21 protein-coding genes are annotated in these 22,837 nt (G+C 41.4%); 14 read left to right on the forward strand and 7 right to left on the reverse strand.

All coding sequences use genetic code 11. The features are described 5' to 3' along the window. Positions 1–207 precede the first annotated feature (207 nt). From P2E05_RS09620 to P2E05_RS09630, 3 genes are all read left to right on the forward strand, one after another. Positions 208–828, forward strand: coding sequence for an L-threonylcarbamoyladenylate synthase (locus P2E05_RS09620; protein ID WP_154624941.1), 621 nt, complete (start codon positions 208–210; stop codon positions 826–828). A gap of 142 nt (positions 829–970) precedes the next feature. Beyond that, complete coding sequence (rluB, locus tag P2E05_RS09625) at positions 971–1,888, forward strand: 23S rRNA pseudouridine(2605) synthase RluB (protein WP_154624942.1); 918 nt, start codon at positions 971–973, stop codon at positions 1,886–1,888. Between the two features lie 171 nt (positions 1,889–2,059). Further along, complete coding sequence (locus tag P2E05_RS09630; protein ID WP_154624943.1) at positions 2,060–2,968, forward strand: hypothetical protein; 909 nt, start codon at positions 2,060–2,062, stop codon at positions 2,966–2,968. Positions 2,969–3,011: 43 nt separating this feature from the next. Here P2E05_RS09630 and cobO read toward each other — a convergent pair whose 3' ends face one another. Both cobO and P2E05_RS09640 read right to left on the reverse strand, forming a co-directional pair. Beyond that, positions 3,012–3,602 (reverse strand): cob(I)yrinic acid a,c-diamide adenosyltransferase, encoded by a 591-nt coding sequence (gene cobO, locus P2E05_RS09635; RefSeq protein WP_250000442.1) that lies wholly within the window; start codon positions 3,600–3,602, stop codon positions 3,012–3,014. 4 nt (positions 3,603–3,606) lie between these two features. After that, on the reverse strand, positions 3,607–4,371 hold the full coding sequence (locus P2E05_RS09640) for a YciK family oxidoreductase (RefSeq protein ID WP_154624945.1): 765 nt from the start codon (positions 4,369–4,371) through the stop codon (positions 3,607–3,609). A 179-nt stretch (positions 4,372–4,550) separates the two neighbouring features. Between P2E05_RS09640 and sohB the strand changes: the two genes are divergently transcribed. Beyond that, positions 4,551–5,597 carry a protease SohB gene (gene sohB, locus P2E05_RS09645; protein WP_163861558.1) on the forward strand — a complete coding sequence of 349 codons (1,047 nt, stop codon included), beginning with the start codon at positions 4,551–4,553 and terminating at the stop codon, positions 5,595–5,597. A gap of 92 nt (positions 5,598–5,689) precedes the next feature. Here the strand turns inward: sohB and P2E05_RS09650 are convergent, their stop codons facing one another. Next, positions 5,690–5,938, reverse strand: coding sequence for a DUF2498 family protein (locus P2E05_RS09650; RefSeq protein WP_154624946.1), 249 nt, complete (start codon positions 5,936–5,938; stop codon positions 5,690–5,692). A gap of 290 nt (positions 5,939–6,228) precedes the next feature. On the opposite strand from P2E05_RS09650, the gene topA reads away from it, so the two are divergent. Then, on the forward strand, positions 6,229–8,823 hold the full coding sequence (gene topA, locus P2E05_RS09655; protein WP_272657937.1) for a type I DNA topoisomerase: 2,595 nt from the start codon (positions 6,229–6,231) through the stop codon (positions 8,821–8,823). Between the two features lie 367 nt (positions 8,824–9,190). Beyond that, positions 9,191–9,715, forward strand: a complete 525-nt coding sequence (gene sodC, locus P2E05_RS09660) for a superoxide dismutase [Cu-Zn] SodC (RefSeq protein WP_276122720.1) — start codon at positions 9,191–9,193, stop codon at positions 9,713–9,715. Positions 9,716–9,918: 203 nt separating this feature from the next. On the opposite strand, the gene P2E05_RS09665 is transcribed toward sodC, so the two are convergent. Next, positions 9,919–11,952 carry a M13 family metallopeptidase gene (locus P2E05_RS09665; protein ID WP_247047253.1) on the reverse strand — a complete coding sequence of 678 codons (2,034 nt, stop codon included), beginning with the start codon at positions 11,950–11,952 and terminating at the stop codon, positions 9,919–9,921. A 322-nt stretch (positions 11,953–12,274) separates the two neighbouring features. Between P2E05_RS09665 and cysB the strand changes: the two genes are divergently transcribed. The 3 genes from cysB (at position 12,275) to P2E05_RS09680 (ending at position 17,009) form a co-directional block, all read left to right on the forward strand. After that, positions 12,275–13,249 carry an HTH-type transcriptional regulator CysB gene (gene cysB, locus P2E05_RS09670; protein ID WP_154624593.1) on the forward strand — a complete coding sequence of 325 codons (975 nt, stop codon included), beginning with the start codon at positions 12,275–12,277 and terminating at the stop codon, positions 13,247–13,249. 304 nt (positions 13,250–13,553) lie between these two features. Continuing rightward, positions 13,554–16,226 carry an aconitate hydratase AcnA gene (acnA, locus tag P2E05_RS09675; protein WP_272657936.1) on the forward strand — a complete coding sequence of 891 codons (2,673 nt, stop codon included), beginning with the start codon at positions 13,554–13,556 and terminating at the stop codon, positions 16,224–16,226. Positions 16,227–16,544: 318 nt separating this feature from the next. Continuing rightward, positions 16,545–17,009: a hypothetical protein gene (locus P2E05_RS09680; protein WP_154624595.1), complete on the forward strand. Its 465-nt coding sequence runs from the start codon at positions 16,545–16,547 to the stop codon at positions 17,007–17,009. 48 nt (positions 17,010–17,057) lie between these two features. Here the strand turns inward: P2E05_RS09680 and hemB are convergent, their stop codons facing one another. Both hemB and ribA read right to left on the reverse strand, forming a co-directional pair. Continuing rightward, positions 17,058–18,041, reverse strand: a complete 984-nt coding sequence (gene hemB / locus P2E05_RS09685; RefSeq protein WP_163861567.1) for a porphobilinogen synthase — start codon at positions 18,039–18,041, stop codon at positions 17,058–17,060. 192 nt (positions 18,042–18,233) lie between these two features. Next, a complete protein-coding gene (gene ribA, locus P2E05_RS09690) occupies positions 18,234–18,830 on the reverse strand; it encodes a GTP cyclohydrolase II (protein ID WP_154624607.1) in 597 nt (198 codons plus the stop codon). A 203-nt stretch (positions 18,831–19,033) separates the two neighbouring features. Between ribA and pgpB the strand changes: the two genes are divergently transcribed. The 5 genes from pgpB (at position 19,034) to yciH (ending at position 22,488) form a co-directional block, all read left to right on the forward strand. Beyond that, positions 19,034–19,738, forward strand: a complete 705-nt coding sequence (pgpB, locus tag P2E05_RS09695) for a phosphatidylglycerophosphatase B (RefSeq protein WP_247047042.1) — start codon at positions 19,034–19,036, stop codon at positions 19,736–19,738. Between the two features lie 154 nt (positions 19,739–19,892). Next, positions 19,893–20,210, forward strand: a complete 318-nt coding sequence (locus tag P2E05_RS09700; RefSeq protein WP_163861572.1) for a LapA family protein — start codon at positions 19,893–19,895, stop codon at positions 20,208–20,210. 6 nt (positions 20,211–20,216) lie between these two features. Next, entirely contained in the window at positions 20,217–21,386 is a 1,170-nt protein-coding gene (gene lapB / locus P2E05_RS09705) for a lipopolysaccharide assembly protein LapB (RefSeq protein ID WP_154624597.1), read from the forward strand. 41 nt (positions 21,387–21,427) lie between these two features. Continuing rightward, positions 21,428–22,159 carry an orotidine-5'-phosphate decarboxylase gene (pyrF, locus tag P2E05_RS09710; protein ID WP_269723093.1) on the forward strand — a complete coding sequence of 244 codons (732 nt, stop codon included), beginning with the start codon at positions 21,428–21,430 and terminating at the stop codon, positions 22,157–22,159. Positions 22,160–22,161: 2 nt separating this feature from the next. Next, positions 22,162–22,488 (forward strand): stress response translation initiation inhibitor YciH, encoded by a 327-nt coding sequence (gene yciH, locus P2E05_RS09715; protein WP_269723094.1) that lies wholly within the window; start codon positions 22,162–22,164, stop codon positions 22,486–22,488. A 40-nt stretch (positions 22,489–22,528) separates the two neighbouring features. Here the strand turns inward: yciH and osmB are convergent, their stop codons facing one another. Further along, on the reverse strand, positions 22,529–22,747 hold the full coding sequence (osmB, locus tag P2E05_RS09720; RefSeq protein WP_154624600.1) for an osmotically-inducible lipoprotein OsmB: 219 nt from the start codon (positions 22,745–22,747) through the stop codon (positions 22,529–22,531). Positions 22,748–22,837: the final 90 nt, after the last annotated feature.

The raw sequence follows: 22,837 nt of genomic DNA on the forward strand, positions 1-22,837 counted from the left end.
TAATGGTGGAGAGGTGACGTTATTTGGCGCTTCTGGGTCATTGAATTGGCACACGATAAGCAAGTTAACTTGTTAAAAACTAACCTAATCATTCAGTGAACATATCATGACAGGTGTGTGCACTAGGGTAAATAATTAATAAAAGATAGTACCATTTTAAGGTTTTTTACCGGATGATGCTGTCAATACTAAAGATCAGAGGTCTGTATGAGTCAGTTTTTTTATATCCATCCGGATAATCCACAAGCACGGCTAATTGCGCAAAGTGTTGAAATTATAAATAAAGGTGGTGTGATTGTTTATCCGACGGATTCTGGTTATGCGATAGGTTGTCGTTTAGAGGAAAAAGATGCGCTGCAACGCATTTGCCGTATACGCCAACTGGATGCAAATCATAACTTCACCTTAATGTGTCGTGATCTTTCTGAACTCTCCAATTACGCCCATGTTGATAATACGGCATTTCGTTTAATCAAAAACAATACACCGGGTAATTACACGTTTATTCTTCGTGGCACAAAAGAGGTTCCGCGCCGTTTGATGAATGAAAAGCGTAAAACAATTGGGTTAAGAGTGCCATCAAACCCAATTGCTCGTGATTTGCTTGAAGCCGTTGGTGAACCATTAATGTCAACCAGCCTGATAATGCCAGGAGATGATTTTACGCAATCCGATCCTGAAGAAATCCGTGACGTACTGGGTAAACAGGTCGATTTAGTTATCCATGGAGGCTATATTGGCCAGAAACCAACGACGGTCATTGATTTAACTGACGATAGCCCAGTTGTTGTCCGTGTTGGCACCGGTGACCCATCTCCGTTCGAATAACGTTAAGTTCGATATATGGATTAATAATAGGGGATCTCCATAAACCTGTGTATAATGCGCAGGTTTTCCAATTCGTTATTTTTTGTCATCATTATTGACGAAAAATTATCTGACGCCTGTGAAGGCGACATTTGAGGGTTATATGAGCGCCAAACCGCAAAAAACTGAAAAGTTACAAAAAATTCTTGCCCGTTCAGGGCATGGCTCCCGCCGTGAAATCGAATCCTTTTTAAAAGAAGGGCGCATCAGTGTCGATGGTAAAATGGCCACGTTAGGTGATCGCATTGAAGTTAAATCATCGACAAAAATTAGATTAGATGGGCGTATTTTAGCGATAAAAGAAGCTGAAAAAGAGATCTGCCGTGTAATGGCTTACTATAAACCTGAAGGGGAGTTATGTACTCGTCATGACCCTGAAGGTCGCCCGACAGTCTTTACCCGTTTACCAAAACTTGTTGGTGCACGCTGGATTGCTGTTGGACGTCTTGATGTTAATACAAGTGGATTATTACTGTTTACGACTGACGGTGAGCTGGCAAACCGTTTGATGCATCCAAGTCGTGAAGTTGAACGTGAATATGCTGTGCGTGTATTTGGTGAAATTACCGATGCGAAAATACGTCAGCTAACTCAAGGTGTTCAACTTGAGGATGGTCCCGCAGCATTTAAAACAGTTTCATACCGAGGTGGTGAAGGTATGAACCAATGGTATAACGTTACTTTAACGGAAGGACGTAACCGTGAAGTGCGTCGCTTATGGGAAGCCGTAGGTGTACAAGTTAGCCGCCTGATCCGTGTAAGATATGGTGATATTGACCTACCAAAAGGCTTACCACGTGGTGGTTGGACAGAACTGGGACTGGAACAAACCAACTACTTAAGAGAGCTGGTGGAACTGGAGCCAGAAACGGAAACGAAAGTGGCGGTTGAACGTGACCAACGACGTATTAAAGCGAATCAAATCCGTCGTGCAGTTAAACGTCATTCACAAGTCGCTTCAAGACCGGCCTCTAAACGCCAATCATCTAGACCGACAGCGAAGCGCCGTACACGTATCTAACGATATTTGGATTTATTATTTCTTTAAAAAAGGTTATAGAGTTTTCTATAACCTTTTTTATTAATTCTAGTAATGTATTTGTCACAAAATGATAAAAACGTATTTGAGAATACCCGGTGTTTACGGTACTTTCATTAACTGTAAGGATAGAATAAAAGGTTATTGTCTTCTATGATTGGTTTTCGATTAATCAAGACGTTGCTAGTCGTTAGTTTAGGCTTCAGTATTAGTGCTTGTGATGATCCCAAAACGATAACATCTGAAAGTGGGCGTTTTTATTTTACAAACGATTCATCAGAAAGTTTGATATTTTTTATCGATTACCAGCCGATCGTTATTCCACATCAAGGGGTGGGCAGTATTCTATTACGGCCAGGGCCGCATTTGATGACGACAATGTCAGGCAAAGCTGTACAATTTATTGTGTACCCAGGCAATAAAGGCGGCATTCTCAATCCCAATAAGCAAATTTATTATACATACAGTTTTGTTCATGGCACTGAAGGTATTCCTTCTATTCATCATTTAAAGAAACAATCCTTAGTCGTGAATGGTTATCTGCTAAATGGTAGAATCAATAGTAGTAATGATTATATTATTGATAATAATGTGTTTAATTGTGATTTTCACGTTGGGGAAGCGGTGCCTGAAGAGATAAACAGCTCGACAACAGTCAGCCAAGTGAAAACGAAATGTTTGACGCATAAAGAATTAGTAGACTTAATTCATCAAGAGGATGGATTGATATCACAGCTTATTGTGAAAAAAATGGTGAATCACGCCAATCAATCAGTGACAGTTCATTTTGATTACCCTCTCACTCAACCCGATTTTTCAGATGAGGCCTTGCAGCTGCATGCTCAAGAGGTGGTTAATCTGATTGATAGCTTCCGGCGTTCACTCGATCCGCAAAGAAAGCAATTTTATTACAATCAATATCATAATAAAATTTCGCATATGGCGATCATTTATAGCCAAATGGGGAGCGATAGAAGCTCATTACAAGAAAAACGTAAATATGCTGAATTTATGCAGCAAACACGCGCGATATTTGGTGCTGGTACGTTGATGTATCACTAAGTTGCCGATACGCGAGTGAGCCTACCGGCAGTTGAAAAGAGAGTTACCAATCTATCCCTTTTTGGGCTTTTATACCGGCATCAAATGCATGTTTGACAGGGCGCATTTCTGTTACAGTATCGGCTAAATTGAGTAAATCACGATGACAGCCTCGTCCCGTAATAATCACTGATTGATTTTCAGGCCGATGAGTGAGGGCATGTATCACGACTTCTAGCGGCAGATAATTGTAGCTAATCATATAAGTGATTTCATCAAGCACAACCAAATCGATTAATGGGTCGGTCAGTAACTGTTGTGCATGATGCCATGTATCAAGGCAGGCAAGGGTATCGGCTTCACGATCTTGGGTCTCCCATGTAAAACCTGTGGACATGACATGAAAAGCGACACCATGAGGTTGCAATAATTCACGTTCACCGTTATCCCAGCTGCCTTTGATAAATTGCACTACCGCCGCTTTTTGGCCATGACCTACCGCTCGGCAAACTGTACCAAATGCCGCGGTTGTTTTGCCTTTACCGTTCCCTGTAAAAACAAGCAAAATGCCTCGCTCTAATTGAGCGGATTCAATTCGAGCATCGACTTTTTCTTTTAGACGTTGTTGGCGTTCTTCATGTCGACTTTGAGACATAAAATCACTCCGTTGCCTTGACTTGTTGAGCCGGTTGAGCATCAAAACTAATGCCAGTTTTACGTAAGCTATCATTACTCATCAAGAATAGATAGATTGGCATGATATCAGCGGGGGCTTTGATGGTCATTGGATCTTCATCTGGCGCAGCGCTAGCACGCATACTGGTTCGTGTACGTCCTGGATTAATGCAATTCACACGTAAGCCAGTATTTTTATACTCCTCAGAGAGAATCTGCATTAGGCCTTCAGTCGCAAATTTAGAAACAGAGTAAGCTCCCCAGTCTGCGCGGCCTTTTTTACCTACGCTGGAACTGGTGAAAACAAGGGATGCGTTTGGCGCTTTCAATAATAGAGGAAGCAAAACTTGAGTTAACATAAATGAAGCATTAACGTTGACCTGCATAACATCATGCCATAAGTCAGCGGGCTGCTCGATGATTGGTGCTACAACACCCAATAGCCCAGCGTTATGTAACACGCCATCAAGATAAGGGTGCTTTTTAGCAATTTCATCGGCTAACTCAACATACTGTTCATAAGGGGCTGTTAATAGGTCTAATACATAGATATCAGCCGCTTTGCCAGTGAGTTTTTCGATTTCTTGGCTAACGCTTTCAAGCTTATGTTTTGTTCTACCTACAAGGATTAAAGAGGCACCGAAGCGGGCATAGGTTAATGCGGCTTCACGGCCAATACCATCACCGGCCCCAGTAACTAAAAGGGTTTTACGACTTAGCAGGTCATGTTTGGGTTGATAGTGGAGCATAGTATTTTTCCTATCCTATTTGTTAACAGTTACGATATCATCTCATTGATTGATGCTATTGGCTAATGTAGCGTAGAGATTTAAGTGAAATTACGATAAAAAGCAGAGTTATTTTACTGGTTGTTTAAGAGCAATCATGAGACTATTTTTATCAAGATAAACATGAGAAGGATGATTTTGTGGAGTATTTCTCTCTGTATGGACTATTTTTGGCAAAAGTTGTCACGATAGTCGTTGCGATTATCGCACTAGCCGTTTTTGTTTTTGGTGTTGGAATGCGTCGCCAAGGTGGTAGAGGTGAGCTAAAACTTACTGATTTAGGTGAGAATTATCGTGAGCGCCAACGCCAAATGCAGCAAGTTAAAATGAATGCATCTGAGCATAAAGTTTGGATGAAAGCATTTAAGAAACAACAAAAGGTGCAGGAAAAAAATGAAAAAGCAGGGGCTAAAATAGGTCAAACGACAGTTAAAAAGCCTTGTTTATATGTTTTAGACTTTAAAGGCAGTATGGATGCGCGAGAAGTGAATTCTTTAAGAGAAGAAGTCAGTGCTATTCTGGCTGTGGCAGAAGCTCATGATGAAGTTTTATTACGTCTTGAAAGCCCTGGTGGGATGGTGCATGGCTATGGTTTGGCTGCATCGCAACTTTCGCGCATTAAAGAAAAAAATATTCCGTTAACGATAGCTGTCGATAAAGTTGCGGCAAGCGGTGGCTATATGATGGCCTGTATCGCGAATAAAATTGTTGCGGCTCCCTTTGCTATCCTAGGATCAATAGGCGTGGTTGCTCAAGTACCTAATATCCACCGTTTGTTAAAAAAACATGATGTTGATGTTGAGTTACATACTGCGGGTGAATACAAACGTACGTTAACTATGTTAGGTGAGAATACCGAACAAGGGCGTAAGAAGTTTGTTGAAAACCTTAATGAAACTCATGAGTTATTTAAGCAGTTTGTTCATCAAAACCGCCCATCATTGGATATCGATGCGGTTGCGACTGGCGAATACTGGTATGGTAGTCAAGCACTTGAGAAAGGGTTGATTGATCAAATTGGTGTCAGTGATGATATTATTATTTCTGCGGTAGAAACCAAAGAAATAATCAGTGTTCGTTATACTCAAAGTAAAAAAATGTTAGAAAGGTTTACGGGGAGTGTTTCTGAAAATGTCGATAAGTTGTTATTACGCTGGTGGCAGCGCGGTCAGAAGCCATTTATGTAATTAAATTGAGATTAAGTTTTCTCGCAAAAAATACATTTCATAACTATTATTAATTACCGGCTAAAAGCCGGTAATTTTTTGCTTAGGCATTATTACTTAAGGCGATACTGTTCAGACAGTATATGTGATAGATGTTTATACATATTGAAAGCCGCGGCACTTTTGGTTGTTGGAATACCATTGGCATCGAGAAAAGATTCACCTTTAAAGACTAAAGTGTCACGGTGTTGCTCGACGGTATGAACGAACATCCCATGAATGAAGTCATCATGCTTCCTTATGATCTCATTGGCTTTTTCTAGAAGTTCATTTTGTGTTATAGATTGAATATTGTTATCCATAAGTTAGCCCCATAAAAAAAATAATTGGTTGCGTCTGGCGTTTTATCAGGTAGAGTGTGTGCTTTTCGTTAGCCATAATTAGTTATTATACGGCTAAAATCAGTCAGCTAGCACACTTTGTATTCTTTTTAGCATAGCGTGATTGGTCTGGTAGTTTTTGCTTAAACGCAAACTATTTAAAGAAATTATATTGATATATTGCAATTGTGCCGCAATATAAAAAAGAGATTTTCATTTTGTGCATTTTAATGTAGAAATGCGCCATTGTAGAAATTTAGGTAAAGGTAAATATGGGTAAAGCTCTTGTTATCGTGGAGTCCCCGGCAAAAGCCAAAACGATCAATAAGTATCTTGGCAGTGGCTACGTTGTAAAAAGCAGCGTCGGCCACATTCGCGATCTGCCGAAAAGCGGGTCCGGCTCACAAAAGAGTACAGGCTCATCTACCGACAAAACTAAAAAGGTTAAAAAAGACCCTCAAACAGCGCTTGTGAAACGTATGGGGGTTGATCCTTACCATGGTTGGAAGGCGAATTACCAGATATTGCCAGGTAAGGAAAAAGTCGTTTCTGAATTACAAGCGTTAGCGGAAGATGCAGATCATGTCTATCTTGCGACGGACCTTGACCGTGAAGGGGAAGCAATTGCATGGCATTTACGCGAAGTGATTGGAGGCGATGATTCTCGCTTCAGTCGTGTCGTGTTCAATGAAATTACTAAAAATGCGATTACTCAAGCATTTGAAAACCCAGGTGAGTTAAACATTGACAGGGTCAATGCTCAACAAGCACGCCGTTTTATGGATCGTGTTGTGGGTTATATGGTATCGCCTTTATTGTGGAAAAAAGTTGCGCGTGGTTTATCCGCGGGGCGTGTGCAATCCGTTGCGGTACGTTTGATTGTTGAACGTGAACGTGAAATTAAAGCGTTTGTGCCGGAAGAGTATTGGGAGCTTCATGCAGATCTTGCTGACAAAAATATTGCAGCATTACGTATGGAAGTCACACACCAATTAGGTAAACCTTTCAAGCCAGTTACAAAAGCTCAGACCGAAGCGGCGGTGAGCGTGCTTGAAAAAGCTCGTTTCCAAGTTGTTGATCGTGAAGATCGACCAACGTCAAGTAAACCAAGCGCACCTTTTATCACATCGACATTACAACAGGCGGCAAGTACTCGTCTAGGTTTCGGTGTGAAAAAAACCATGATGATGGCTCAGCGTCTTTATGAAGCGGGTTATATCACTTATATGCGTACTGACTCAACGAACTTGAGCCAAGACGCAATCAATATGGCGCGTGGTTACATCAATGACAATTTTGGTGAGAAATATTTACCAAAAGAAGCTAACGTTTACACGAGCAAAGATAATTCGCAGGAAGCTCACGAAGCAATTCGTCCGTCAAGTGTTGATGTCTTAACTGATTCACTAAAAGACATGGAAGCTGATGCGAAAAAACTTTACCAGTTGATTTGGAATCAATTTGTGGCTTGTCAGATGACACCTGCAAAATATGATTCGACGACATTAACGGTGAAAGCGGGTGATTTTGAGCTAAAAGCCAAAGGGCGTACTTTACGTTTCGATGGTTGGACGCGTGTCATGCCTGCTCTGCGTAAAAACGATGAAGATAAAACATTGCCACCAATTCAGGTGGGCTCTGAATTGTCACTCGTTGAACTGCTAGCAAGTCAGCACTTTACTAAGCCTCCAGCACGTTTTAGTGAAGCCTCTTTGGTTAAAGAGCTCGAGAAACGTGGCATTGGTCGCCCATCAACTTATGCGGCAATTATCTCGACTATTCAAGATAGGGGTTACGTTAAAGTTGAAAACCGCCGTTTCTATGCAGAAAAAATGGGTGAAATCGTCACTGATAGATTGGAAGAAAACTTTAACGATCTGATGAACTACGATTTCACGGCACGTATGGAAAATCAACTTGACCATATTGCTAACCATGAAGCTGAATGGAAAGCCGTGTTAGATGAATTCTTCTCTGACTTTAGCAAGCAGTTGGATATTGCAGAGAAAGAGCCTGAAGAAGGTGGAATGCGTACTAACCCAATGGTGATCACATCAATTACTTGTCCTGATTGTGAACGTCATATGGGAATTCGTACTGCATCAACCGGTGTATTCCTTGGTTGTGAAGGCTACGCGCTTCCACCAAAAGAACGTTGTAAGAAAACCATCAATTTGATACCTGAACATGAAGTATTGAATATACTTGAGGGTGATGATGCGGAAACTAATGCGTTACGTGCTAAGCGCCGTTGCCCGAAATGTGGCACAGCGATGGATAGCTACTTGATTGATAATCAACGTAAATTGCATGTTTGCGGTAATAACCCAGCCTGTGAAGGTTATGAGATTGAAGAGGGTGAATTCCGTATTAAAGGCTATGATGGCCCTGTCATTGAATGTGACAAATGTGGTTCTGAAATGCACCTAAAAACAGGGCGCTTTGGGCCTTATATGGGATGCACAAATGAAGAGTGTAAAAACACGCGTAAGATCTTAAAAAATGGTGAGATTGCCCCACCAAAAGAAGATCCGGTTCCCTTGCCTGAATTGCCATGTGAGAAATCAGACGCTTATTTTGTATTGCGTGATGGTGCTGCTGGGGTATTTCTTGCGGCAAACACGTTCCCTAAATCGCGTGAAACTCGAGCACCTCTGGTGGAAGAACTGCAACGCTTCAAGGACCGATTGCCTGAAAAGCTAAAATATTTAGCAGATGCGCCAGCGCAAGACCCAGAAGGTAATCCAACAGTGGTACGTTTTAGCCGTAAAACCAAGCAACAATATGTCTCTTCTGAGAAAAATGGCAAAGCGACGGGTTGGAGTGCATTTTTTGTAGACGGTAAATGGGAAGCAAAAGAGAAGTAACATTCTTTATATTGCCCCTCTAAAAGCCAAAGGCGATAGACGATTCTATCGCCTTTTTCTCTGTAAGAACTCAAATAATTTTCAGGGGTGACATAGGGTTCATCCTCTCCCCCTGAAATCCCATCTTTGATGAACGGTTTATTATCTTTATCACTTTTCAGGCGCAGTCTTAAAAATGCGTATATTTAGGTTAAGTATTGATTTATGTGGCTAACCGCAAAGCAATATGATGCGGGTTTGCTATGCTGATAAATAGCGAATATCAATAGTTATCAGTTTATTGATATTTATCCGCTTTTTAGCAACAAACGCAATAATCAATGTAACGATATAAACGTATAAAAATAGACCCACGACTGGAGGTAGAATGAAATTAAAAATGTGTTTACTCGCTGGTTTACTCACCGCTTTTGCAGCTAACGCAGCGGAAAAAACAGTAGTCTTGAAAGAAGCAACTCCACAAGGTGAAGGTAAAGCCATTGGTGAGGTTGTTATTTCCGAAACGGATTATGGGTTACTGTTCTCACCAAAATTAACAGGCCTACAAGGCGGGGTTCATGGCTTCCATATTCATGAAAACCCAAGCTGTGAAGCTGGCGAAAAAGAAGGTAAAACAGTGCCTGCATTAAAAGCGGGTGGGCATATGGATCCAGCGAAAACCGGCGTTCACAAAGGCCCTTATGATAAAACAGGTCACTTAGGTGATTTACCTGGTCTAGTTGTTGATGCTAAAGGTAATGCGGATTATGCCGTATTAGCGCCACGCTTAAAAACACTCAAAGACGTTGAAAACCGTGCTCTAATGGTGCACGTTGGCGGGGATAATTACTCTGACCATCCGGAAGCGCTAGGGGGTGGTGGAGATCGTATGGCGTGCGGTGTTATTAAATAATACTGTATGTAAATACAGTTATTAGGGAAACCCGACGAAAAATCAATCTTACTATGAGGCTCTGAGGTATTCAGGGCCTTTAATTTATTTTTATTAAGAGAAGGGTGGTGCTGAATTCATGGGTAACTGTATAAATATACAGTTACCTGTATTTGTCAGAACTAACAAAGGCACTCATTGCTAGCGCCTTTGTTAATGGTTAATTACCAAATACGGATACGCTGTTCTGGCTCAAGATATAATTTGTTATCTTTATCAACAGAGAATGTTTGATACCATTCATCCATATTTCGTACGACACCATTCGCTCTGAATTGGTTTGGGCTATGCGGGTCGGTTAAGATTTTGTTTCGTTCAGATTCTTTATTTGACAGTTCTTGCCAAGTTCTTGCCCAAGAAATGAAGAAACGTTGTAATCCCGTTGTGCCATCAATAATAGGTGCTTCACCATTTGGGTAATTCTCTTTGACGAATTGCTTATACGCGCTCAGCGCGATATTAAGGCCGCCCAAATCACCAATATTTTCCCCTAATGTGAGTTGACCATTCACTTTTTGGCCATCGACACGAAAGCCATCATATTGCTCAACTAATTTATCAGTTTTCTGCTTGAAGTGTTGTTTTGAAGCATCACTCCACCAGTTACGAAGTTGCCCTGTACCATCATATAAGCTTCCTTGATCATCGAACCCATGGCCCATTTCATGGCCGATGACAGCGCCAATAGCGCCGTAGTTATAAGCAGGGTCAACATTAGGGTCAAAGAATGGCGCCTGCAAAATTGCGGCAGGGAATACAATCTCATTTTGAACAGGATTAAAATACGCATTAATGGTTTGAGGTGTCATTCCCCATTCCCATTGACGAACCGGTTGTCCTATTTTGCTCATGTTATCCTGATAGGACCAATTCAAGACTTGCTTATAGTTATCCAATAAAGTATCAGGCTTTAAATTAATGCTACTAAAATCATTCCACTTATCAGGGTAGCCTACTTTAACGGTAAATTGTTCAAGCTTTTTGAGCGCTTCTTCACGCGTTGGGTTATCCATCCAGTCATTATCTTTTAAGCGTGAATTGAAAGTGCCTCTAATATAACTCACCAGCTCAGTAATTTTAGCTTTTGATTCAGGGTCAAAATATTTCTCGACATAAATCTGGCCCATCGGCTCGCCTTGTAAACGGTTTACTGTTTCAAGAGCACGTTCTTTGCGGGATCTTTGTTTTTCAATACCATTCAATTTACGTGAATAAAAATCAAATCTAGCGTCAGAATAATCACGGTTTAAATAGGGTGCTTGGTCGCTTAAATAATGAAAACGTAGATAGTCTTGAAGTGTCGAGACGGGGGTATCAGCATAGATTTTCGCTAACTGTTTTACAGCACTATCATTTTCCACAATGACCTTATTCAATTGTTTGTTTGAAAGTTGCCATTGATTTATGAAGTTATCCCACTCAAATCCTTCAGTGAAATTTTTCATTTCATCGAGCGTCATGGGGTGATAATTTTTGATCGTATCGCGACGTGCTTCTGGGCTCCAATGTACCTGAGCCATGGATTTTTCTAGAGCAAAAATTTGCTGAGCTTTCTGCTCAACCTCTTTTTCACCCGCTAAGTTTAAGATTGTTGCGATATAAGCAATATAGTTTTTGCGAATATCTTCCATCTGAGGGGTGTCGTCGAGATAATAATTACGATTCGGTAAGCCTAAACCGCCTTGACCAAGGTATAAAACATAAGTATCAGGTTGTTTGGCATCAAGGTCGACCCAATAAGAAATAAATGGCGTATAAGCAGGTAATGCCATCAATTTGCTAATATCATTATGGTTTTTCGCATGGCTAATGGCATCTAACTCTTCCTTAAGAGGCGCAATGCCAGTTTTTTCGATGGCCTCTTCATTAAGGTAGCTAGCATACAAGTTACGAATATTTGTTTGATTATGATTGAGCGTGTTGGCCGGCGCGTTTTGAAGTTGGTCGATAATACTTTGTAGCTGCTTTTCTGTGGTTAGGTATAACTCAACAAACGAGTTGATGCGTGGCATACCGGTAGGGATCTTTGCCTTACTGATCCAATCCTGATTCACGTAGCGATAAAAATCATCACCAGAAGCGATGTTGTCTGATAAAACAATCTTTTGATTTCCATAGGAAATTTCTTTGGCATACAGCTGAGGGGCCATGGCGATAGTCGACATACTGATAATGAGCGCCAAAATGTTTTTCTGCATGTAACGTCCTCTCTTCGTTGAGAATTTTGATTTCCATTACTAAGGCTAAAGTGGATTTACCCATCTTACAAAGTTGCTTATCTCCTATTCAATCATAGTTTACGAAAATTGGGTCATAACTTTGCATTTCCTTACTAGTTAACTGTATAAATAGTTTTATATTTAAATTAACTTATGTGGAATTTCATCATCTGGCTATTCACAGTCTGCATTATGGTGTTATATTAGTTATATTAAATATCATATATATAGCTTTTAATTATAAGTAATAATTTTTAGCTATAGCTAAATTCTGACACGCTCTGTAGAGGTGAACCTAAAAATGAAATTACAGCAATTACGCTATATTGTTGAAGTGGTTAATCATGACTTGAATGTCTCTTCAACTGCTGAAGGGCTATTTACCTCACAGCCAGGCATCAGTAAACAAGTTCGCATGCTAGAAGATGAGCTAGGTATTCAAATCTTTGCTCGCAGTGGTAAACATCTCACTCATGTTACACCCGCCGGTGAAGAGGTGATCCGTATTTCTCGTGAGGTTTTGTCAAAAATAGAGGCCATTCGCTCGGTTGCAGGGGAGCATACATATCCAGATAAAGGCACCTTGCATATTGCGACAACGCATACCCAAGCACGCTATGCATTACCGCCTGTCATAAAAGGTTTTATCGAGCGTTATCCACATGTTTCATTGCACATGCAGCAAGGTTCGCCGACCCAAATTGCTGAAGAAGTCTGTAAGGGAAATAGTGACTTTGCAATAGCAACAGAAGCGCTGCATCTCTATAGTGATTTGATCATGCTTCCTTGTTATCACTGGAATCGCTGTGTTGTGGTGAAAAAAGATCACCCGTTAGCGGAGAAGAAAAATGTCACGATTGAGGATGTAGCACAATACCAGATAGTGACTTATACCCACGGTTTTACAGGGCGTTCTGAATTAGATATTGCTTTTCAAAAGGCAAATCTTGAGCCTAAAATTATTTTTACGGCAACAGATGCGGACGTTATTAAAACCTATGTTCGTCTTGGGTTAGGGATTGGTATCATTGCGAGTATGGCGGTGAACCCTGAGTTGGATAGTGATCTCGTTGTGATTGATATGCGGGATAAATTTAGCTATAGCACAACGAAAATAGGCTTTAAGCGAACCAGCTTTTTGCGTAGTTATATGTATGACTTTATTTGGCGTTTTGCCCCTCATCTTACTCGGGATGTTGTGGATAAGGCGATTGCACTTCGTAACAATGAAGATATTGAAGAGATGTTTAAAGACATTAAATTGCCTATCGTGTAATGACACCTTTCAACCCCTTTCTTTACCTTATGTCGCCTGTTTTTATGCGCGACATAAGGTTTCTATTTAAGTCATTTAATGATTACTCATAAGACGAGCGAATTTCTCATATTATATTTCGATACCTATTTTTCTTAAATTTTTTTGTGTTTTTTGATGAAAAGCACAGAGAATTTAAGGATTTGACACAAAATCCATAAAGTAAATATTTTCAGCAACTATAATTACAAGTAATTAACAAAACATTGTGAATTTGTTAGGCAAGTAAGATGACCCATAATCATCATAAAACCAAGGAGGAGTTATGTCGTTGAGTCTAAAAACACAGAGTGCATCAACACTCAGTGTCGGAAGCAAGCTCTATAATTACTTCAGTTTGCCGATTGCTACTAAACAACTCGGTGATGCTACTAAGCTACCCAAATCCCTCAAAGTCCTACTTGAAAATCTGTTGCGTAATATTGATGGCAAATCAGTGGTCGAAGCTGATTTGCAAGCGATCATCGATTGGCAAAAAACGGGGCATGCTGAGAGAGAAATAGCTTATCGACCCGCTAGGGTACTGATGCAAGACTTTACAGGGGTACCGGCGGTTGTTGATTTGGCTGCGATGCGTGAAGCGGTGAAATCGTTAGGTGGTAATGTTAATCAAGTCAATCCGTTGTCTCCGGTGGATCTTGTTATTGACCACTCGGTGATGGTTGATGAATTTGCGACCGACAAAGCATTTGATGATAACGTTGAAATTGAAATGAAGCGCAACCATGAACGTTATCTCTTTTTGCGTTGGGGACAAAAAGCGTTTAACCGCTTTAGAGTCGTTCCACCGGGTACTGGTATTTGCCACCAAGTGAATTTAGAGTACCTCGGTAAAGCAGTGTGGTATGAAAAAATTGATGGTCAATTATATGCCTACCCAGATACTTTAGTGGGTACCGATTCACATACAACCATGATCAATGGCCTTGGTGTATTAGGCTGGGGGGTTGGGGGAATTGAGGCTGAGGCCGCTATGCTCGGTCAACCCGTTTCAATGCTCATCCCTGATGTTGTCGGGTTTAAACTGACAGGCAAATTACGTGAAGGTATTACTGCAACGGACTTAGTTTTAACGGTCACACAAATGCTACGTAAGCATGGTGTGGTTGGTAAGTTTGTTGAGTTTTATGGTGATGGCCTTGCGGATTTACCATTGGCGGATAGGGCAACGATCGCGAACATGTCGCCAGAATACGGTGCGACCTGTGGTTTCTTCCCTGTAGATAATGTCACATTAGAGTATATGAAGCTAACAGGACGCAGTGATGATGAAATTGCGTTGGTGGAAGCTTATTCTAAAGAGCAAGGTTTATGGCGTCATGCCGGTGATGAACCGATCTTTACGAGCACCTTAGAGCTTGATATGTCGACAGTGGAATCCAGTTTAGCAGGGCCTAAGCGTCCACAAGATCGCGTCGAACTGAGCCAAGTACCAAAAGCGTTTCAAGCCGCTGTCGAATTGGAACTGAATAAAAAAGATAAAGCGGCACATCCAACGGTAAATTATCAAGGACAAACCTTTGACATGACCGATGGTGCTGTTGTCATCGCGGCAATAACATCTTGTACAAATACCTCAAACCCAAGTGTCCTAATGGCTGCTGGGCTATTAGCGAAAAAAGCAGTAGAAAAAGGCTTAACGCGTCAACCCTGGGTTAAATCTTCTTTAGCGCCGGGTTCTAAAGTGGTTACCGACTATTTAGCTTTAGCCGGTTTGACGCCGTATTTAGACAAATTAGGCTTTAATCTTGTGGGTTATGGTTGTACAACTTGTATCGGTAACTCAGGTCCATTACCAGAACCGATTGAACAAGCGATCAAAGAGAGCGATTTAACCGTAGGGGCGGTATTATCTGGAAACCGCAACTTTGAAGGGCGGATCCATCCTTTAGTCAAAACCAATTGGCTTGCGTCACCACCGCTGGTGGTTGCCTATGCACTCGCGGGCAACATGAATATCAATGTCAAAACAGACCCGCTAGGTAAAGATCATCAAGGTAATGATGTCTACCTGAAAGATATTTGGCCATCAAGCGCTGAAATTGCCCAAGCGGTTGAAAAAGTGAAAACAGAAATGTTCCGTAAAGAATACAGTGCTGTTTTTGATGGAGACGAAGCATGGCAAGCATTACAGGTTGAAAGCTCCTCTACTTATCACTGGCAGGAGGATTCTACCTATATCCGTCATCCACCTTTCTTTGAAGGGATGAAGGCGGAACCAGAGGTTGTTCAGGATATCCATGGAGCGCATATTCTGGCCATATTAGGCGATTCAGTCACAACGGACCATATTTCTCCAGCAGGGAATATTAAGGTAGATAGTCCAGCGGGACGCTACTTGCAGGAACATGGTGTGGCTGTCGCTGATTTTAACTCCTACGGTTCTCGCCGTGGTAACCATGAAGTGATGATGCGTGGTACGTTTGCAAATATTCGTATTCGTAATGAAATGGTGCCAGGGGTTGAAGGTGGCTATACAAAACATATTCCAACAGGCAAACAAATGGCAATTTATGATGCCGCCATGCTGTACCAAAAAGAAAAATTGCCTTTAGCCATCATTGCCGGTAAGGAATATGGTTCTGGTTCGAGTCGAGATTGGGCAGCAAAAGGCACTAATTTGCTGGGTGTTCGCGTGGTGATTGCAGAATCTTATGAGCGTATTCACCGTTCTAACCTCATTGGTATGGGGGTTATTCCTCTGGAATTCCCACAAGGCACCACGCGTAAAACGCTGGGGCTTAAAGGTGATGAGCGTATAGATGTTGAGTACTTGCAATCCATTGAGCCGGGTCAACATATCGTGGTGAAAATCACCTATGGAGATGGGCAGGTGAAAGAAATCGCCACACGTTGCCGCATTGATACAGCCACCGAGATGGAATATTACCGAAATGGCGGTATCTTGCATTATGTGATCCGTCAAATGCTGCACTAATTTTTGGCATTTGTTGGTTAAAAACGCCCATATGTATTTTTACAATGGGCGTTTTTTATTGTTATTTCGCAATATAATGCGATTAACTTCAGGTTATGATGATGTTGCTGTTAGGCTCTATGAATGGATGTACAGAGTGTTTTTTGGGTGGCGAAATACATTTTGCGGTCGGTAAGGGGGGAATAACTGCTCACAGGGGGATAAAAATGCGTAAGGAGTGGGGACGTATTTTTAAATCGGCGGATACAAATAGCGTATATTGATATTCGATAAGATATAAACGGGCTAATGAAATGATCTAACGTAAAGGAAAAAGATATGGCAGATATTAATGCAACGGATTTTTACAAAGGTGCACTTTGGGCTGCAGATATTCTCGTCTCTACCTCGTCAAGTTCGTCAAGTCATCATTATCAAAATGAAGTTCGAGATATTCTTGAACATATTCCAAATTTATATTCCATTGTGATGCAAACACCCGAAACTGAAGTTTGTGATCTCCGTTTATTGGTAGATAAAGAATTCCCATTAGGTCGTCATGCGGATTATGTCGCAATAGATATAGTCCCCTTATCTCAAAACAACGATATTGTGGCCATGCCAGAAAAAGTAGCCAATTTGGATGAAATGTCTCACTCAAGGGCGGATATCGCCTGCTGGGGAGTGGCTGCAAAGACTGCCGATGAAAAGCAAAAATTGTTGATTACAGGACTACATGACCCAAGTGTTGCGCAAAGTTATGCCCTACGATTAACAGAACAACTTAACAGGCAAAAAGGGTAAATGAAAATGCCCGTTAATGAATGCATTAACGGGCACTGTAGACAATCATTAGAGGGACAGAATTTTGTCTTCAGCGAGTTGAAGTGCAAAATAGGTGAAAATCATATCAGCACCAGCGCGTTTGATCGCACCTAAAGTTTCAAGCGTCACGCGAGTTTCGTCGATCGCTCCCGCCATTGCAGCAAATTTAATTTGTGCATATTCGCCACTAACCTGATAAGCGCCAATCGGCAATTCAGTACGTTCGCGTAGGTCACGAATGATATCTAAATAAGCTCCCGCGGGTTTAACCATTAGTGCATCAGCGCCTTCTTGAACATCAATCAATGATTCATGAATGGCTTCGCGGCGGTTCATCGGATTCATTTGATAGGTTTTTCTGTCACCTTTCAAACAAGAGCCTGCCGCATCTCTAAATGGACCATAGAGCGCTGACGCAAATTTTGTGGAGTAAGACATGATTGCGGTGTCTGTAAAACCCGCTGCATCTAGAGCGTGGCGAATGGCTGCAACTTGTCCATCCATTGCAGCTGAAGGGGCGATAAAGTCCGCACCTGCTCGAGCAGCAGCCACTGCTTGCAAACCTAAGTTATGGATTGTGGCATCATTATCAACAATGTCACCCTGCATAACACCACAATGACCATGTGATGTATATTCACAGAAACAAGTATCTGACATCACAATCATTTCGGGGACGGTATCTTTACATATGCGAGACATACGTGCGACTAAACCATTTTCTTGCCACGCATCGCTACCCGTTTCATCCAAATGATGAGAAACGCCAAATGTCATCACAGATTTAATGCCTGCTTTGGCAATACGTTCTATTTCAAAGGCTAAACGTTTTTCAGGGATACGTACAACGCCAGGCATACTGTCGATTTGTTTATAATCGTCAATACCTTCTTCAACAAAGATAGGTAGACACAGGTCATTAAGGGAAAGATGCGTTTCTTGGAAAAGGTCACGCATTTTTTCAGTTTTGCGTAATCTTCTCATACGTTGGATAGAATGCAGGTTATTCACCGTAGCTCCTTATTATCAGAGAAATAAATTTAAGTCGTTAAATTTATTTTTCGAGATCATTGATGGGTAACAGTATAAACCTTATAGAGTGAAAGTGAATATATCAGAGAGGGAAAGTCATACAACCGATTGTTATTATTTTAATATTGGTAAAGGAAGAGCGCGATCATAAGCTCTTCCATTTTTGAAAAATTATTGATGCTTAAATAGCATATGCCCCATTTTCTCAGCTTTTATATCTAAGTAATGAGCATTGCTTGGATTACGGCCAACAATTAAAGGAACACGTTCAACAACATTAATGCCGGCTTCACGCATAATATTAATTTTTTTAGGGTTATTGGTTAATAAGCGGACTTCGTTAATACCCAATAATTTATACATGTCAGAGCACAGTGTAAAATCGCGCTCATCCGCTTTAAAACCTAATTTAAGATTCGCTTCGACGGTATCTAAGCCTTGATCCTGTAATGCATAGGCACGAATTTTATTGAGTAGGCCAATATTGCGACCTTCTTGGCGATGATAAAGTAGCACTCCACGGCCTTCTTTACTAATCTGAGAAAGTGCTGCTTCTAATTGGAAACCGCAATCACAGCGTAAGCTGAATAACGCATCACCCGTTAAGCATTCGGAGTGGATACGACTGAGCACTGGTTCCGGACCTGATATATCGCCAAAAATGAGAGCGACGTGGTCACGACCGGTTGCTATTTCCTCAAACCCGACCATCAAGAACTCGCCGAAAGGAGTGGGTAATTTGGCTTCGGCAACACGTATTAGCTGCATATTTTCATTCATTAGTTGAAATAACTCTTGCGTAATTAAGAACGTTAATCGATAGGGGATAATCTATCGATGCTATATGGTGTTTAGCATATAGAGAAGACTTTTATTTGCACACGGTCTCCTATTCATTACTATAACAGAGTTAATCACTTGTGAATCAAATTTTATTAATTCAAATACTCAACAGGCATAAATAGCATAAAATGAATAGATCAATATATCCCATCATCGCTTTTGCTGTTTTATTACTTATTCCGCCTACCGTACTGTGGATGAGCGGCTGGTATTGGCTGCCGTCATCGAAAGTAGAATCGATTAAATGGCTGTTTTGGTTAACCGAAACTGCGGGGCTCCCTTATAGCCTAATAACCTCAACCGTTTTACTCGCTCTGACTTTTTATGTTTGTAAGCTCAAATTAAAACACACCATTTTATGGGGGATCGTGATTATCTGTTGTATTCTTGCGGGACAAGGTATCAAAGGGATTGTTAAAAACAGTCTCCAAGAACCACGACCTTATGTGGTTTGGTTAGAAAAAGAGTATGGCATTTCGAATTCAGATTTTTATGAATTAAAAAGAAAACAACGGGCCGAGGTAATTAAACAGTTTGTTAAAGAAAATGCTCAGGTTCCATCATGGCAACGGAAACATTGGCAGGCTGAAACAGGGTATTCATTTCCATCAGGCCATGTTTTATTTGCCGCAGGTTGGGCGTTATTATTGATCGGGCTATTTTGGCAGCGTAGGCAATATCTACTTTCAGTGATAATTGCTGTGTGGGCTGAAGGGATTGTTTTGAGTCGATTGCTACTAGGAATGCATTGGCCAGTTGATGCTATTGCCTCCATTATCATTAGCGCGATTCTAGCCTTGGTGGCATGTGCTGTATTAAAAGAGCGAGCATAAGCCGCGAGTGATAGCACAAAAGTCGCTTAAATAAGCGCCATAAGGCATCAGCAAAGTCGGCGTATAAGATAAATTACTTTGTCTGAGTGCGCCAGAAATGCTACCTTATCAGGTAGATAATTTCATTTCATAAAAACGGATAACGGGAAAGAATGTGAAATATTTTCTGATATTATTACTAGCTGTTGTGATTTTTATCATTTCAATAACGCTAGGCTCAAGCAATAATCAGGTGATTACATTTAACTATCTGATTGCGCAGGGAGATTTTGCATTATCTTCGCTTTTGGCTTCGTTGTTTGGGGTCGGTTTTGTGCTCGGTTGGTTAGTTGCAGGGCTGTTTTATTTGCGTGCGGTGGTTAGCCTGAAAAATGCGCGCCGTAAAATCAAACGCCTTGAATCCCAACTGAGTGTGGATGATAAAACATTCTCTGATTCTACAGAAATTGTGGCTCAGAAGAACAAGGAATAAACTTGTATGTTTGAGCTGCTGTTTCTGTTGTTACCTGTCGCGGCTGCATACGGCTGGTATATGGGGCGTCGAAGCGCTCAACAAGACAAGCAGCAACATGCTAATCGCCTGTCACGAGACTATGTGACGGGTGTTAACTTTCTTTTGTCAAATCAGCAAGATAAAGCTGTTGACCTCTTTCTCGATATGTTGAAAGAGGATAGCTCTGCATTTGAAGCACATCTCACATTAGGTAATTTATTTCGCTCCCGAGGTGAGGTTGAACGAGCAATCCGAATTCATCAATCGCTTGTTGAAAGTGCATCATTATCTTTTGAACAACGTCTTTTAGCCACTCAGCAACTCGGTCGTGATTATATGGCGGCAGGGGTTTATGATCGCGCTGAAAATATGTTTCAGCAATTAACTGATGAGGTCGATTTTAAGCAAAATGCCTTGCAGTCATTACTCAGTATTTTCCAACTGACTAGTGAATGGAGTAAGGCTATCGAGATTGCCACCAAATTAGTTAAATTGGGTAATGAAGAGCAACGTGAAAATATTGCGCATTTCTATTGTGAGCTAGCTAGCCAACATCTTAGCAGTGACGACCTTGATGGTGCATTAAGCTTACTCAATAAGGCAGAACAGGCCGATAAAACTTGTGCTCGTGTGTCGATTATGAAAGGGCGCATTTTTATTGAACAAGGGCAGTATGACAAAGCCATTGCGGTCTTAAAACAAGTTTATGAACAAGACAGAGAGCTGGTGGCTGAAACCTTGCCTTTATTGCATGATTGCTACCAACAAACTGCGAATATCGAAGATTGGGAAACGTACTTACGTCAATGTGTTGCTGGCAATACGGGCGCAATTGCTGAACTTTACTTAGCCGATATTATTGTTGATAAACAGAATCATGAGGCTGCTGCAAGTTATATTAATGATCAGATTCAACGCCATCCCACCATGCGATTATTTTATCGCTTAATGGATTACCACCTACAAGAAGCGGAAGAAGGGCGAGCAAAAGAAAGCTTAATCCTGTTACGCAAAATGGTGGGTGAGCAAATTAGAACTAAACCCGATTACCGTTGCCACAAATGTGGTTTTACCTCACATTCGTTATATTGGCATTGCCCATCTTGCCGTTCATGGGACACAATCAAACCAATTCGTGGATTAGATGGACAGTGACAGTGTCACTTTTTACCAAATATGATTAAGGCTACAACTAAATGATTTCTTCAACAGAAAACCACGCTTGTGTATCTACTCACTCGCCAGTCATTGTTGCACTCGACTATGAAGATGTAGACGCTGCATTGGCGTTTGTTGACCTAATTGATCCCCGTGAATGCCGTTTGAAAGTCGGTAAAGAGATGTTTACCTTTAATGGCCCGCACTTTGTCAAGTCACTGCATCAACGAGGCTTTGAGGTTTTCCTTGATTTGAAATTCCACGATATCCCAAATACCGTTGCTCGTGCAGTCGCTGCGGCAGCAGAGATGGGGGTTTGGATGGTGAACGTTCATGCAGGTGGTGGCAGCCGTATGATGGAAGCCGCCCGAAAAGCATTAGAGCCTTATGGTAAAGAAGCGCCATTATTAACAGCAGTTACCGTTTTAACCAGTATGGATCAATCTGATTTGCTGGGGGTTGGTATTAATGCAACACCGGCAGAGCATGCTGAACGTTTGGCATTATTGACGAAAGAGTGTGGTTTAGATGGTGTCGTGTGTTCAGCGCACGAAGCAAAAAGATTAAAATCATTGTGTGGTCGTGATTTTAAATTAGTCACCCCAGGCATTCGCCCTGTAGGAAGTGATGTGGGTGACCAACGTCGTATCATGACGCCACAAGATGCATTACAAGCAGGGGTTGATTATATGGTGATTGGTCGGCCGATCACTCGTAGCGATAACCCTGCATTAGCATTACAGCAAATCAACCAATCGATTAAGGCTTGAGTATGAGTGATTCAAATAGTCGCCTAGTCTATAGCACTGAGAGTGGGCGAATAGAACAAGAGAAGCCTAAAATCCAACGCCCTAAAGGAGACGGTATTATTAGGATCCGTCGTGAAACGGCTGGGCGTAAAGGTAAGGGCGTTTGTATTGTTACCGGACTTGATCTAGACGATGGCGAACTGGCAAAACTGGCTGCGGAATTGAAGAAAAAGTGCGGTTGTGGCGGCTCAGTAAAAGACGGTGATATTGAGATCCAAGGCGATAAACGCGACATAATCAAACAACTTTTAGAAGCAAAAGGCTATCACGTTAAGTTAGCGGGTGGCTGATCGTAATACAGGCTAAGGGGAAAGCCCCTTAGCCATGAATTTATTTTCCGACTTGATGTCCAATAATCCCACCAACAGCAGCGCCACCAACAGTTCCTAGTGTGCTACCTCCCGTTAGGATTGCCCCACCTACGGCACCTACGCCAGCACCTACAGCGGTATTCTTGTCTCGTTTTGACATATTTGAGCATGCACTCAGGCTAATAGCGATAATAGTAGCTAAAGCGAATGTCGTAACGCGTTTACTTGTCGTGTTCATTTTAGTGACTCCGAGTTTTGTGGACGTAACCAAATTATCACAATCAGTAATTATACGAATCAGAATTATCGGGAATTAATATCTATAAAA

The sequence above is a fragment of the Providencia stuartii genome (assembly GCF_029277985.1).
Classification (GTDB): domain Bacteria; phylum Pseudomonadota; class Gammaproteobacteria; order Enterobacterales; family Enterobacteriaceae; genus Providencia; species Providencia zhejiangensis.